Source organism: Arthrobacter sp. 9AX, assembly GCF_902506095.1.
In the GTDB taxonomy this organism is placed as follows: Bacteria; Actinomycetota; Actinomycetes; order Actinomycetales; family Micrococcaceae; genus Arthrobacter.
In genome coordinates, this window is sequence record NZ_LR733293.1 from 4,042,082 (window position 1) to 4,055,128 (window position 13,047).

Below are 13,047 nucleotides of genomic sequence, written 5' to 3' on the forward strand. Positions count from 1 at the left end.
GTGGTGACGTGCGCGCAGGCGGAGCAGAATTTAACTACTGATGACCTCAGTTCTTCATCGGATTCGGTTCAGTCAAAGGAGACGTCATGAACACGAAAGTGGAGAAGCGGATTGTGGTCGATGTACCGGTGGGCACCGCCTACAACCAGTGGACGCAGTTCGAGGAGTTCCCGCACTTTATGAGCGGCGTGGAGAGCGTGACACAGGTGGGCGACGGCCGCCTCAGGTGGGTGGCCCATATCGCCGGAGTACGCCGCGAGTGGGAAGCCAAGATCCTCGAGCAGATCCCCGCCGGAGGGTGGCCTGGGCAGCCATCGAAGGCATCACCAACTCCGGCGCCGTTGACTTCAAGGATGCGGGCGGCAACAGGACCGAACTTGCCCTGACCATTGAGTACCGGCCTGCTGGCGTGGTGGAAAGGGTGGGCAACCTGCTGCACGTGGTGGGCCGCCAGGCGGAACACGACCTGAGGGATTTCAAGCATTTCATCGAGCACGGCCGGAAGGCCACCCCGGCAACGGCAGCCACCGCACCGGCGGACGCCGCCTCGGAGCAACGTCCCTACAACAGGTTCGAGCACCCGTTCGACCAGACCAGCGGGCTGGTCGATTTCGAAGGCGAATCGGACGAAACGGCCGACGGCGAGAACTACAGTTCCGCCGAACGCCGGAGCCGCCGGCATGGCGAGGGCAAGATCCCGCCCTTCAGCGGCAGCCTGGGCACGCACTGACCCGCCCCGCCCGACGGCGGCACCTGGCACCCCGCACTCCGGGCGCCGGGTGCCGCCGTCGTACTTCTGCTCTGGAAACCGGCCCGCCCAAAAGGTATGTTGGTAAGCATGCTGATGATTTCGACCGACTCATCAGCTTCCGGTAACACAGCGAAGGAGACGTTATGAGCACGAAGGTGGAAAAACGCATTCTGGTGAACGTTCCGGTGAGCACCGCTTACAACCAGTGGACCCAGTTCGAGGAGTTCCCGCACTTCATGGGCGGCGTCAAGAGCGTGACGCAGCTCAGCGACGACCGTCTGGCATGGGTGGCTGAAATCGGCGGTGTCCGCAGGCAGTGGGAAGCCAAGATCCTGGAGCAGGTTCCCGACCGCAAGGTCGCCTGGGCCGCCACGGAAGGCGCCACCAACGCCGGTGCTGTCGAGTTCGAGGACGTGGGCGGCGGCCAGACCTCCCTCCAGCTGACGCTCGAATACGAGCCCGAAGGATTTATCGAGAAGGTGGGCGACAAGCTCAATGTGGTCGAACGCCAGGCCGAGGCGGACCTGAAGCGGTTTAAGGAATTCATCGAGGACGAAGGCTACGCCAGCGGCGCATGGCGCGGCAGCGTCAGCTCCGGGGCACCCGTCGGCACCCCGGGCGTCGAGGACGCCGCAGGATCTCGCGGCGATTCGGGCAAGGCCGGCGTATCGGGCAAGGTCGCTGCGGGCGTTGGTGTTGCGGCGGCAGCTGGCGCAGCCGCAGCTATGGCTGCCGGCACGAACAAGGGCACCACCGAGGCGGCCGACGAAACGGTAACTCCCGTTGCTCCCGGGGAGCCCGTGACGGTTACCCCGCTGACGACCGACACAACCACCACGGATGCCACAACCGGCTTCTCTGGAGGCACTACAGCTACAGGCACGACGGCGGCAGCCGGCTCCACCGGAACAGTCGCCGACCTGGGCGATGACAGGATCGGCCACGCCTTCGACCAGACCAACGGCCTGGTGGACACCAGCGGCGAGTCGGACGAGACGGCTGAGGGCGAGAACTTCAGTGCCGGCGAGCGGCGCGAAGACGAGCGCCGGCCCGACGGCGGCCTGCCGCCCATTGGCGGCAACCTCGGCCAGCACTAAGGGAAACCTGATCGCCTGAAGGACGTCCCGGCGTCGGGTATTTCCTGATCGCCGGACGTCCCGCAAACCAAAGCGCCGCCCGCCTCTCCCCCGAGGCGGGCGGCGCTTTGCCGCGCTTGCTGCTACTGCCCGTGCCCTACTTGGTTGCGCCGGTGTACACGACGGACGGTGCTGCGGGAGTCTCCATGCCCTCACCGATGAAGAAGCTCGGGTGCGGCGGCTGGTTGTAGTCCACGGTTTCGCGGGCAACGCCCGTCCGGTACACGGGGTCGTGCATCAGGGTGCGGAGCCGCACCTCCGTGGGCGAAGTGCTGGTGTAAATCCGCAGTTCCGTGCTGAGCGGTTGACAAGATTGGTCAAGGGTTTTCCGTGAGTTCATGGGAGGAATTGTTCTTTTACGTTACGTCCGTGTGGGGCAAGGTGCCCGTCGGCTCACGGAACCGCGACGCCGTCCTGCCGCCGCGCGCAGGACGCGGCAGGACGGCGTCGTACGCTTTTTGGGCACTGTTTATTCCTGGAACTCCCCTGAAATATCTCCGGAGGACCGGCTGTTGGGGCCGATATGACAACAATCGGAATCATCGGTGCAGGACACATTGGAAGCGCAGTTGCCAGGAAAGCGGTGGAACTGGGCTACGACGTTGTGATCAGCAACTCCCGCGGCCCGGAGACCTTGGCGGACCTCGTAGCGGAACTCGGCCCGAAGGCGCGGGCGGCCTCCGCCGGCGAGGCGGCACGGGCGGGCGATTTCGCCGTGGTGACTGTGCCGCTCAAGAACTACAAGGACATCCCGGTGGAGCCGCTCGCCGGCAAGATCCTGATCGATACCAACAACTACTACTGGGAACGGGACGGCCGCATCCCGGCGCTGGACAACGGCGAGGCCACCACCTCCGGGCTCCTGCAGGAGCACCTGCCCGAGTCCAAGGTGGCCAAGGGCTTTAACCACATCATGGCCGCCCAGATCGCCACCGACGGAACGCCGCCGGCACGGAAAACCGGCGGGCGCTCGCAACGGCCAGCGACTACCCGGAGGCTGCCGAACTGGTCACACGCCTGTACGACGAATTCGGCTTCGACACCGTGAACATCGGGCTGCTGGAGGACAGCTGGCGCGTTGAACGCGACCGGCCGGCCTACGTGGTGCGGCAGAACGCGCACGAACTGAAGGACAACCTGGCCAAGGCGACAAGGACCGTCTAAGTCATCTACCCGGCCTGTTCGCATGCCGGCCCGGCACCGGACCGGTTCCGGCACCCGGGCATAAAACTGGCTGGCAGCAGACGTCCCGAAACCGCGTTGCGGGGACGTTTGCTGCCAGTTGGGGTTTCAGCTAGTCACGGGCCGGAACCAGGACCACCTCGTACTTGGTTGCCGGAGATTCTTGGCCAAACTTTGCATTGACCGCGGCGAGGGTATCGCCGAACTTGGCCACCGTCGTCGGGATGTCGAAGTCCTTGCTGGTGATCACGTCCTGGACCTTGAAGGACGACAGGTCACCGGACAGCCTGAGCCGGCTGATCTGGTTGGACATGTTCTGCACTGCCCACAAGGTACGGCCCTTGACCAGGATGCCGTCGATATTGGGCAGGCCCGCCCCCTCGATCCTGGCACTTTTACCGGTATCCGGGTCAACGGTGTAGAGCGCTGCGTTGGCGGAGTGCGCCACAATGAGGACGCGCCCGTCCCTGGCAGAATCAATCCCGTTGAGGTTGAAGGGCCCCGGCAGTTCCGCAGCCGGTCCGCTCAGTTTCAGGGTCTGCACCTCGCCTCCCAGCTTGCCGTGCCTGCCCACAGGGACGTAGTACAGCTCGGCAGCAGCGGAATTCGTGAACCAGGCGCCGTGATCGGTCAGCGCCACGTCATTGATGAACTGGTTCGCCGCCGTGGTCAGCGTGATTTCGGCGACCGTGGCCTTGGTATCGGTGCTGTAAACGAATGCCTTGCCCGCGGGCCCGCCCGCCACGAAGAGCAGCTCGTTGCGGACGTCGGCCTTCATGCCTACGGCGAACCGGCCGGCGGGCACGTCAATAAAACGCTTGGCCTTGCCGTCACGGATGTCCCCCCGGAAGATATCGCCGGTCATCAGTTCCCCGGCATAGAAAGTCTTTCCGTCCCCGGCCGCGATGCCCTCGGCGGAGCCGGCGCCGTCGAGCACTATCACGTGGTCCCGGCCCGGCGGCGAGGCCGTTGCCGGCAGCGCCGAGGGTAACAACAGGGCCAGAAGGGCGATGAATCCGACCGCTGCACGGCGTTGTACTGTTCGGCGCATGATGCTTCCTGGATATGGACTGGTGCGCGGGGCCAATCTGCGGCAGCTCCGCACGATGGTGCTGCCATTTTAAGCGCCCGCGAAATCACCCGCCAGAGCCTGGCGCCCCCTTCATAGAGGAGGGGGCAAGGCCCCCGGACCGGCATTCGCCTCCGGATTCTGCTTACAATCGAAACCTCAATCAACTACTGAGGGACCCATGAAGAAACTCGCCACAGCCCTGATCGCCGCCGGACTCGTTGTTTCCGCCACGGCCTGCACCGCTTCGAACCAGCTCACCACCGCGGAAACCTGCGAGCGGATCCAGAGCGTGGTCTCCAGCCCGGCCAACAATGCCGGCAAGACCGGCATGAACCGCCTCGCCAACCAGATCCGCCCCATTCACGCAGTGGCTTCCGATGACCTCAAGCCCGCCCTCGAATCGATCCTTGCCTACACTGACGAGCAGGCCAAGGAAACCCCGGACGAAGCCAAGCTTGCGGAGCTGCAGGCCGGTTACGAAGAAGCCGGCAGCACCTACAGCAAGTTCTGCAGCTAGGACCTCCCGCTTTTCCTGCATGCCGGACCCGGCCGCCTACAAGGTGGCCGGGTCCGTGTTTGCCCCGCAAAGAATGACTGCCACGCGCTCCCCCGGTTCCGGCACGTAGGCGCCGGACGTCAGGGCAGCGTAGGCCGCGGCGGCGGCGTGTTCCACCGCCAGCCGGTACTCGTTCCAGAGTGCTGAGCGCGCGGCCACGATGTGGTGGTCTGACACCAGGACGCTTTCGACGCCGGTGCGGACCGCAACGGAGTAGCCGATCTCGCCAATGCGGCGCGCCCCCAGGGAGTCTGCCGCAACTCCCGATACCGCGACGTCGACGGGTTCCTTCGCGGCCAGGGCCGCATGGAGCGTGGGGGCGTTGGATGGTTCCACGGCCACCACTTTGGCGTGGCCCTCCACCGCTGCCGCAATTCCCGCCATCAGTCCGCCGCCGCCCACCGCCAGCAGAACGGTGTCCACGCCGGCAACCTGCTCCAGCAGCTCGGTCCCCACCGTTCCAGCGCCGGCTGCGATTTCCGGCTGGTCGTAGGCGTGGCAATAGACCGCCCCGGTGCGCCGGGCGTGTTCCACTGCAGCCTGGTACGCGTCGGCATATTCTGCCCCGCCCTGGACCACGGTGGCGCCGACCGCCTTGAGCTTCTTGACCTTCACGGCCGGAGCAGCCGCCGGCACGAACACGGTTGCCGGCACTCCAAGCTGGGCGGCCGCATAGGCGTTGGCCAGCCCGGCGTTGCCGCCCGAAGCGACCACCACACCCACCCCGGAGTCCAGCTCGCCACGTTCCTTGCTCGCCAGGATGCGGTTCAGGGCACCGCGGGCTTTGAAGGTGCCGGCGTGCTGCATGAATTCGCACTTGAACCAGACCTCTGCCGTGAACGCCTCCGGGTCCGCCCGGACTACCGGCGTCACCCGGGTGAGGCCGGTAGTCCGGCGGGCGGCGTCATCTACGTCTGCGCGGGTAATCACGTCAGAGTTCGTCGTCCCAGGTTCCCGGCTCCTCCAGGGCTTCCTCAGGTTTGTGCTCCGTCGCCGGTTCGCCGCTTCCGGTGTATGACGCCGGCACGGTCCCGGCGGCGTGGGCCTGCTGCTCCTCGCGGATATTGCCGGCGCCGGGCAGTTCCGGGTGCATCCCGCCCTGCGGGGCCTGCGGGGCCTGCTTGGCTTCGTCGGGATCGCCCGGACCGCGAAGGTCGGCGGTGTTCCTGGGCTCCTCATTGGACGTGGTCATGGGTCCTGCCTTTCACCTGGATACCGGCTGCTCGCTGCCCGAACAGGTCTCCGGGCCAGGACTCCAGCCTACGGTGCGGCCGGTCACAAATGGTTTTTTAGCTGCAATCTCCGGCACTCCGGGACAACCGGAAAGGCGGGCAGGACCAGCAGGTCCCGCCCGCCTTTCTGCTGCCCGCTCTTGTGCAGCCCGCCGGTGCTAGCGGGAGGCGGTGGGCGAGGCCGAGGAGGTCACGGCATCTTCACTCCCTGTCGAAGTCGCTGTTGGTGACGCTGAACTACGCGGTGACGACGTACTTCCGGAACCGGAGGTGCTGGTGGACGTCGGGCTGGAAGTTGAGCTGCCGCCGTCGGCCTTCTCCAGCACGTCATTGATCAGGTCCTCGAGTTCCTTCTGGTCCGGATCGCCCAGGTTGGCGCCGCCCTTGGTGGCCACCACCAGGAGCCTGCCCTCGGCCGCGGAGACCTGCATCAGCTTCTGTCCGTTTTCGCCGCTGCGGGTGCTGAGGGTGCCAAACGTCTTGTCGGCGTCCGTGTCAGCCTGGAGTTCCTCGCTGGTGACCTCGTACGTCTTCCCCAGCGCCGTGACGGAGAACTTGTCGCACTGGTCCATCTTGCCGCTGATCCCGTCCAGGACCTCGACGGCGGACTTTCCCTCGCTGCCGGACTGTGCGGACAGGGTACGGGGCTGGTCGCCCTCGGAAAGCGCGACGGAGATGTCCCCGCTTTCCACCTTGTCCAGCAGGCCCGCGGTGGCGATGTCCTTGCAGTCTGATGGATCTACGGTGGCCGTACTGAGGAGCAGGTTGGCAATATTTCCGCCCTGGTCCACCTGCTCCTTGGAATACAGCTTCAGTTCATTGCCGTCCCCGTCCTTCATTCCGGAGATCAGGTTGCGGAGCTCATCCTCCGTGTAGACCTTCGCTTCCGCGGCCTTGCTGGCAGACGCGCTGGCAGTCTGGGTGGCCGTGGGGCTTGCTGCACCACCACCGCCGCCCGTGCAGCCCGCGAGCGCGATCATTGCCGCCGCCGTCAGTCCAAGTGCAGGAACTTTCCGCATTAGTCACAACCCCTTAGAAAATAGAAAGCATGCTTAGCGTTTTCAGCCTAAGGCCTGCCGAGGGGTTGGGGAAACAACTGAGCCTGACTTTTTATTTGCGGCCCCGCCTCACGGCGCCGTCCCGCCGGCTGGACGCCCGCCTCCGCCGACCAATTCCCGTTCCCGGCGGCCATGCTTGCCTGCGCGGTCGGTCTGGTTGCCTGACCAGCCCCCTTGCCGGCCCTGCCCTGTGTGGAATAATCCGAAGCAGTGGTCCTTACCGGACCGCTCCACGGATCGAAGGGGCCTTTCGTGCCAGCCACAGCACCATCAAGGAGCAGCGCTCCGGCGGCAAGCGCGCCCATCAACAACACCCAGGTCCCCAAGCATGAGCAGTTGCGCATGATCATCCTCAAGCTGGCCAAGGAGGAGCTGGAACCCGGCGCCCGGCTCCCCAGCGAGCGCACCCTGATGGACTCCTACGGCGTCAGCCGCATCACCGTGCGCGCCGCGATTGGCCGGCTGGTCAACGAGGGGCATCTGGTCCGGGTTCCGGCCAAGGGCACGTTTGTGGCGGATTCTCCCGTGCAGTCCACGCTGCACCTGGCCTCGTTCACGCAGGAAATGGAGGCCATGGGCCACGTTCCCAGCACGGTGGTCCTGATGGCGGAGGCCGCTCCGGCCCCCGAGGACACCGCTGAGGTGCTCGGCCTCGCCCCGGGAGCCGAGGCCATCCACCTCAAGCGCTTGCGGCTGGCGGACGGCCGGCCGGTCAGCGTTGACGATGCCTGGTACAACCCGGAACACGCCCCGGGGCTGCTGGATATCGACCTGACGGGGTCGGTTTACAAGGCCCTCGCAGCGCAGTTCGGGCACCAGATCGACCGGGCCCGGCAAAGCGTCAAGTCCGAGGGCGCCCCGGCTGACGTCGGGGCGCTCCTCGGCACCGGAACGGGAGCGCCGGTGCTGGCGTTCGACCGTGTTTCCTATTCAGGCCAGCTGGCCATCGAGCATTCGCGTTCCTGGTACCGCTCCGACCGCTACTCCCTGAACATGGAAGTCCGGCTTTAGTCAGCCCTGGTCCAGCGAGAAGAGCTCTTCGCCGGCGGCCACAGTGCCCGCGGCAACCAGGATTGCGGTGTCCGGCTTGGTATCGAGTACGACGACGGGACTCACCATCGAGTAGCCGGCCGCCAGGGCGGCGGCGGGGTCCACGCGCATCACGGGGGCGCCGGCGTCGATGGTGTCGCCCTGGGCGATGAGCAGCTTGAAACCTTCACCCTTGAGCTTGACCGTGTCAATGCCCACGTGGGTGAGGACGCCGCGTCCTGATGACTCGACCACAACAAAGGCGTGCGGCAGGAGCTTGACCACCTTGCCCGCAACCGGGGACACGACGTCGAACATCTCTCCTGCCGGCGGCTCCACGGCTGCGCCGGAACCCACCATCTGCCCGGCGAAGACCGGATCCGGGACCTCGGCAAGGGGAACAACGGCGCCGGTAATGGGTGCGAGGACCACCAGGGACAGCGCCACTAGAGGAGGTCCTCGATGTCCTCGGCGAGGGTGTCGGCCTCGGGTCCAACAATCACCTGGACGGCGGTTCCGGCAGCCAGGACGCCATGGGCTCCGGCGGCCTTCAGTGTGGCCTCGTTGACGAGCGAGCCGTCTTTGACTTCCGTGCGCAGCCGCGTGATGCAGGCTTCAACTTCCACGATGTTGCCGGCTCCGCCCAGGCCTTCAATGATCTTTTCTGCTTTGGACATGGCTGCCCTTTCTGACGGTGCCCGCTCGGAGCACTGCTTCCTCACCGGGGCCGGCGGCCCAAGTGCGACCAATTATGGCTTCCACTGCCGGCCGTTTGAAGGGCCGCGCGGGTTGCGGTTGCCTTGACAGCCGCTCGTGGGATGGATCACACTGAACTGGTCATAACCAGACAGTACCGGCTGGACCCTTCACTCCACAAGCCCACAAATCCCCGCAGAGGTGCAACCATGTCAACACCTGAGACCACCGCCCTGGCTCCAGAGAAGAAGCCAAACAGGGTTTTCGCCACGTTGCAGCGCCTTGGCCGCTGCCTGATGCTTCCCATCGCTGTCCTCCCGGCCGCGGGCATCCTCCTGCGCATCGGCCAGGCCGACCTGCTGGGCGCCATTCCCGGGTTTGAGGGCGGCGCAGCCGTCATTTCCGCCGCGGGTAACGCCGTCTTCACGTGGCTGCCGCTAATCTTTGCCGTGGGCATTGCCATCGGCTGGGCCAAGAAGGCGGACGGCTCCACGGCGTTGGCCGCCGTAGTGGGCTACATGGTGATCGACGGAGTCTTCAAGGCAATGTCCCCGCTGGTCCTCGCCGGGCAGTTGGATCCCGCCGGCAAACCCGCCGTGATCAACTACGGTGTGCTGGCCGGCATCGTAGTGGGCCTGCTGTCCGCCACGCTGTGGCAGCGGTTCTACCGCACCAAACTGCCTGACTTCCTCGGCTTCTTCAGCGGCCGTCGCCTCGTTCCCATCCTGACCTCCGTGACCAGCCTGGTGGTGGGCGTCGTCCTTGCCCTGGTCTACCCGTTCTTCAACGCAGGTCTGTCCGCAGTAGGCGAGGCCGTGGCCGGCAACGCCGTAGCCGGCGGCGGCATCTATGGCTTCGCCAACCGCATGCTCATTCCTGCCGGCCTGCACCACATCCTCAACTCCGCTGTCTGGTTCCTCATCGGTGACTACACCGACGCCTCCGGCCACCTGGTCCGCGGCGACCTCAACCGCTTCTTCGCCGGCGACCCCACCGCGGGCATCTTCATGACCGGGTTCTTCCCCATCATGATGTTCGGCCTTCCCGCCGCAGCCCTGGCCATCTGGCGCCACGCCAAGCCCTCGCAGAAGAAAATCGTGGGCGGCATCATGCTCTCCACCGCCCTCACCGCGTTCTTCACCGGCATCACCGAACCGCTCGAGTACTCCTTTATGTTTGTGGCTTTCCCGCTCTACATCGTCCACGCGGCCCTGACCGGCACCTCGATGGCCCTGGTCAATGCGCTGGACATCCATCACGGGTTCACGTTCTCCGCGGGCCTGATCGACTTTGTCCTCAACTTCGGCAAAGCCCAGAACGCCTGGCTGCTCATCCCCATTGGACTGGGCTACGCAGTGGTCTACTACTTCCTCTTTTCCTTCGTGATCAAGCGCTGGAACCTGCGCACCCCGGGCCGCGAAGACGACGAGGTCACCGTGGAGACCGACGCCGCGAAGTAACCTCTTCCACCCGTCTCAGCCAACAGCACCTTGGATAACCGCAACCGAAAGTACGCGCACCTTATGGAAATCGTCATCCTCCCCACCCCTGCAGACGTAGCCCGCACGGCCGCAGACGCCATCGAGCAGCAGGTCCGCAGCGGCCCGTCAGTCCTGGGACTGGCCACCGGGTCAACGCCCCTTGGCACGTACCAGGAGCTCACCGAGCGGCACCGGAACGGATTGAGCTTTGCCGGGGCGCAGGCTTTCCTCCTCGACGAGTACGTGGGCCTGCCCAGCGCGCACCCGCAGTCCTACCACTCGGTGATCCGGGAGGAATTCGTGGACGGTGTGGACTTTCCTGCGGGCGCAGTGCACGGGCTGGACGGGGTGGCGGAGGACCTCGAAGCCGAGGCCGCCCGGTACGAGGCTGCCATCACCGCCGCGGGTGGAGTGGACCTCCAGATCCTGGGCATCGGAACGGACGGCCACGTGGGTTTCAACGAGCCGATGTCCTCGCTGGGCTCCCGCACCCGGATCAAGACACTCACCCAGCAGACCCGCCGGGACAACGCCCGCTTCTTCGCAGACCCCGCGGACGTGCCGGACCACGTCCTGACCCAGGGCCTGGGCACCATCCGGGAGGCACGGCACCTGCTGCTGCTGGCGATGGGTGAGGCCAAGGCGGAGGCTATAGCGGCAGCCGTCGAGGGACCGGTGGCTGCAGCCTGCCCCGCCTCGGCGCTCCAACTCCACCCGCACGTCACGGTCTTGGTGGATGAGGCGGCCGCGTCCAGGCTGGCGCACCGGGAGTACTACCAGGACACGTTTGGGCGCAAGCCCGCGTGGCAGGGGCTCTGAGGATGGCAGCGTCACCGCAGCTTGAGCTGGCGGTGGAGGATGCCGAGGGCGTCCGCCTGGCAGCGTCTGTTGGGGCCGCGAGGGTGGAGCTGTGCGCCGCCCTCGCGGAGACGGACGGCATCACGCCGAGCATCGGTACGGTGGAGCAGGCATGCCGGGTTGGCCTGCCTGTCCATGTACTGGTTCGCCCGCGTCCCGGCAACTTCAGCTACACAGCCGCGGAGCTTGAGGTAGTGGAGCGCGACGTGGAAGCGGCGTTGGACGCCGGTGCCGCGGGCGTGGTTGTGGGCGTCTTAGGGGCTGACGGCGGCCCGGACGTTCCGGCGCTTCGGCACCTTTCTGAGGTGGCCCGCCGTCGTCATCCCGCTGCAGAGGTGACGTTCCACCGGGCGTTCGACGCGGCTCTCGCGGCGGGCGTGGATCCTGCCGATGCGTTGGCCAGGCTGGAACGGGCCGGCGTTGACCGCGTGCTCACCAGCGGCGGAAGCCCGGACTGCGGCGCGGGGCTGGCGATGCTGGCGCGGTTGGTGGAGCTGGGACGGAACCACGCGCCGTCGGTACAGATCATGGCCGGCGGCGGTGTACGGCTCGAACTCATGCCGGAGCTGGTCCACAGCGGTGTGCACGCCGTGCACACGTCGGCCCGCGGCCTGGACGCTTTCACTGGGTCCAGGGCACGCGCGGCGGACCCCGTACTCGCTGCCGGCATGGCAGCGGCTCTCCGAAAGGCGGCATGATGGGCAAGGAACTGGTACTTCGGGGCCGCATCGTTGCAGCGGGCATGGACATCCGCGACGGGCTGGTCGCCGTGGCGGGTGGCCGGATTACCTATGCCGGGCCGGCGTCTGAATACTCCGGCGACCTTGGTGAGACTGGCAACCTTGGCGACACTTCCGCGGCGCCGGACCGGGTCTTGTTGCCGGGCCTGGTGGACCTCCACTGCCACGGCGCCCATGGCTCCGACTTCGCCGAGGGCTCTGAGGACGGCGCACGGGCTGCAGCCACTTACCTGCACAGCAGGGGCACCACTACGTTGCTGGCCAGTGTGGTCACCGGAGCGCCGGCGGACCTTGTCCGGAACCTGAAGGTGCTGCGGGCACTGGCGGAGGAGGGGCTGGTTGCCGGATCGCATCTGGAGGGCCCCTTCCTTTCCGGCCACCAGTGCGGCGCCCACGACCCCGCGCTGCTGCTGGAACCCCACGCCGGCCTGATGGCCGGGCTCATCGATGCTGCGGGCCCTTCCCTCGCTTCCATGACGCTCGCCGCGGAGCTCCCGGGCGCGTCCGAACTGGTGGATCTGCTGACCAGCCGCGGCGTGATTCCCTCGCTGGGGCACACTGCAGCGGACCATGCCGGGGCTGCCGCCTTCCTGGAACGTGCCGCCGTCGGCCTTGCGGGTGGGCTCGCAGGTGGGCGAGCGGATGGGCCAGACCCTGTTTCTTCCGGCGGGGGCACAGCCGTTTCCGTAGGGCGCCGACCCACCGTGACCCATCTCTTCAACGCCATGCCCACCATGCACCACCGGGCTCCCGGACCGGTTTCCGCGTGCCTCAGCGCAGCGCGCGCCGGGAATGCCGTGGTGGAGCTCATTGCCGACGGCGTCCACCTCGCCCCGGAGACGGTTAAGACGGTCTTCGAACTGGTGGGCGCCCAGAACATCGCACTGGTCACGGACTCGATGGCAGCGACGGGCCTCAAGGATGGCCAGTACCGGCTCGGCACGCTGGCGGTAACGGTTGAAGGGGGCGTGGCCCGGGTGGACAACACCGGGGCGATCGCCGGCGGGACGGCCACACTGCTGGACGTTGTCCGGTCCGCGGTGGCCGCCGGCGTTTCCCTTCAGGACGCCGTCACTTCGGCCACCGCAGTCCCGGCTGCGGTCCTGGGGCTTTCACAGCAGGCGGGTGAGCTGCGTCCCGGGATGCCGGCCGACGTCGTTGTTGTCGGTCCTGATCTGAAGCTGGCAGGGGTGCTGCGCCGGGGCGAATGGGTGACTTCGGCCTTATAGTCGTAGCCCACTGCCCTGCCCTGGCCC

General features: G+C 66.5%; 15 protein-coding genes and 2 pseudogenes. 10 read left to right on the plus strand and 7 right to left on the minus strand.

Features of this window, described 5'->3' with window-relative positions:
* The first annotated feature begins 86 nt into the window (after positions 1-86).
* The 3 genes from BACI348_RS21030 (at position 87) to BACI348_RS18755 (ending at position 1,848) form a co-directional block, all read left to right on the plus strand.
* Positions 87-386, plus strand: a complete 300-nt coding sequence (locus BACI348_RS21030; protein WP_328699998.1) for an SRPBCC family protein — start codon at positions 87-89, stop codon at positions 384-386.
* A complete protein-coding gene (locus BACI348_RS18750; protein ID WP_328699999.1) occupies positions 299-730 on the plus strand; it encodes an SRPBCC family protein in 432 nt (143 codons plus the stop codon). The genes BACI348_RS21030 and BACI348_RS18750 overlap by 88 nt, the downstream gene beginning before the upstream one ends.
* 164 nt (positions 731-894) lie before the next feature.
* On the plus strand, positions 895-1,848 hold the full coding sequence (locus BACI348_RS18755) for an SRPBCC family protein (protein WP_159829113.1): 954 nt from the start codon (positions 895-897) through the stop codon (positions 1,846-1,848).
* 136 nt (positions 1,849-1,984) lie between these two features.
* Here BACI348_RS18755 and BACI348_RS18760 read toward each other — a convergent pair.
* Positions 1,985-2,185: pseudogene (locus BACI348_RS18760) on the minus strand (rhamnogalacturonan lyase family protein); the annotation flags it as partial.
* Between the two features lie 225 nt (positions 2,186-2,410).
* Here BACI348_RS18760 and BACI348_RS18765 point away from each other — a divergent pair.
* Positions 2,411-3,051, plus strand: a pseudogene (locus BACI348_RS18765) (NADPH-dependent F420 reductase).
* A gap of 130 nt (positions 3,052-3,181) precedes the next feature.
* Here BACI348_RS18765 and BACI348_RS18770 read toward each other — a convergent pair.
* Positions 3,182-4,120, minus strand: a complete 939-nt coding sequence (locus BACI348_RS18770; protein WP_159829115.1) for an SMP-30/gluconolactonase/LRE family protein — start codon at positions 4,118-4,120, stop codon at positions 3,182-3,184.
* 199 nt (positions 4,121-4,319) lie between these two features.
* Here BACI348_RS18770 and BACI348_RS18775 point away from each other — a divergent pair, with 199 nt between their 5' ends.
* Positions 4,320-4,658 (plus strand): hypothetical protein, encoded by a 339-nt coding sequence (locus BACI348_RS18775; protein ID WP_159829117.1) that lies wholly within the window; start codon positions 4,320-4,322, stop codon positions 4,656-4,658.
* Between the two features lie 36 nt (positions 4,659-4,694).
* On the opposite strand, the gene BACI348_RS18780 is transcribed toward BACI348_RS18775, so the two are convergent.
* The 3 genes from BACI348_RS18780 to BACI348_RS18790 form a co-directional block, all read right to left on the minus strand.
* The gene (locus tag BACI348_RS18780) at positions 4,695-5,627 is read right to left on the minus strand and encodes a threonine/serine dehydratase (RefSeq protein WP_159829119.1); all 933 of its coding nucleotides are present in this window, start codon (positions 5,625-5,627) and stop codon (positions 4,695-4,697) included.
* A 1-nt stretch (position 5,628) separates the two neighbouring features.
* Positions 5,629-5,889: a hypothetical protein gene (locus BACI348_RS18785; RefSeq protein WP_159829121.1), complete on the minus strand. Its 261-nt coding sequence runs from the start codon at positions 5,887-5,889 to the stop codon at positions 5,629-5,631.
* 198 nt (positions 5,890-6,087) lie between these two features.
* Positions 6,088-6,948 carry a hypothetical protein gene (locus tag BACI348_RS18790; protein ID WP_236557635.1) on the minus strand — a complete coding sequence of 287 codons (861 nt, stop codon included), beginning with the start codon at positions 6,946-6,948 and terminating at the stop codon, positions 6,088-6,090.
* A gap of 291 nt (positions 6,949-7,239) precedes the next feature.
* Between BACI348_RS18790 and BACI348_RS18795 the strand changes: the two genes are divergently transcribed.
* Positions 7,240-7,998, plus strand: coding sequence for a GntR family transcriptional regulator (locus BACI348_RS18795; protein ID WP_159829122.1), 759 nt, complete (start codon positions 7,240-7,242; stop codon positions 7,996-7,998).
* Here the strand turns inward: BACI348_RS18795 and BACI348_RS18800 are convergent, their stop codons facing one another.
* Both BACI348_RS18800 and BACI348_RS18805 read right to left on the minus strand, forming a co-directional pair.
* Positions 7,999-8,463, minus strand: a complete 465-nt coding sequence (locus tag BACI348_RS18800) for a PTS sugar transporter subunit IIA (protein WP_159829124.1) — start codon at positions 8,461-8,463, stop codon at positions 7,999-8,001.
* The gene (locus tag BACI348_RS18805; protein WP_159829126.1) at positions 8,463-8,693 is read right to left on the minus strand and encodes a PTS sugar transporter subunit IIB; all 231 of its coding nucleotides are present in this window, start codon (positions 8,691-8,693) and stop codon (positions 8,463-8,465) included. The genes BACI348_RS18800 and BACI348_RS18805 overlap by 1 nt, the downstream gene beginning before the upstream one ends.
* Positions 8,694-8,921: 228 nt before the next feature.
* Between BACI348_RS18805 and BACI348_RS18810 the strand changes: the two genes are divergently transcribed.
* From BACI348_RS18810 to BACI348_RS18825, 4 genes are all read left to right on the plus strand, one after another.
* On the plus strand, positions 8,922-10,172 hold the full coding sequence (locus BACI348_RS18810; RefSeq protein WP_159829128.1) for a PTS transporter subunit EIIC: 1,251 nt from the start codon (positions 8,922-8,924) through the stop codon (positions 10,170-10,172).
* A gap of 63 nt (positions 10,173-10,235) precedes the next feature.
* Positions 10,236-11,012: a glucosamine-6-phosphate deaminase gene (gene nagB / locus BACI348_RS18815; protein ID WP_159829130.1), complete on the plus strand. Its 777-nt coding sequence runs from the start codon at positions 10,236-10,238 to the stop codon at positions 11,010-11,012.
* Between the two features lie 2 nt (positions 11,013-11,014).
* Positions 11,015-11,749, plus strand: a complete 735-nt coding sequence (locus BACI348_RS18820; RefSeq protein ID WP_159829132.1) for a copper homeostasis protein CutC — start codon at positions 11,015-11,017, stop codon at positions 11,747-11,749.
* The gene (locus BACI348_RS18825; protein WP_159829142.1) at positions 11,749-13,020 is read left to right on the plus strand and encodes an N-acetylglucosamine-6-phosphate deacetylase; all 1,272 of its coding nucleotides are present in this window, start codon (positions 11,749-11,751) and stop codon (positions 13,018-13,020) included. Before BACI348_RS18820 ends, BACI348_RS18825 begins: the two co-directional genes overlap by 1 nt.
* Positions 13,021-13,047: the final 27 nt, after the last annotated feature.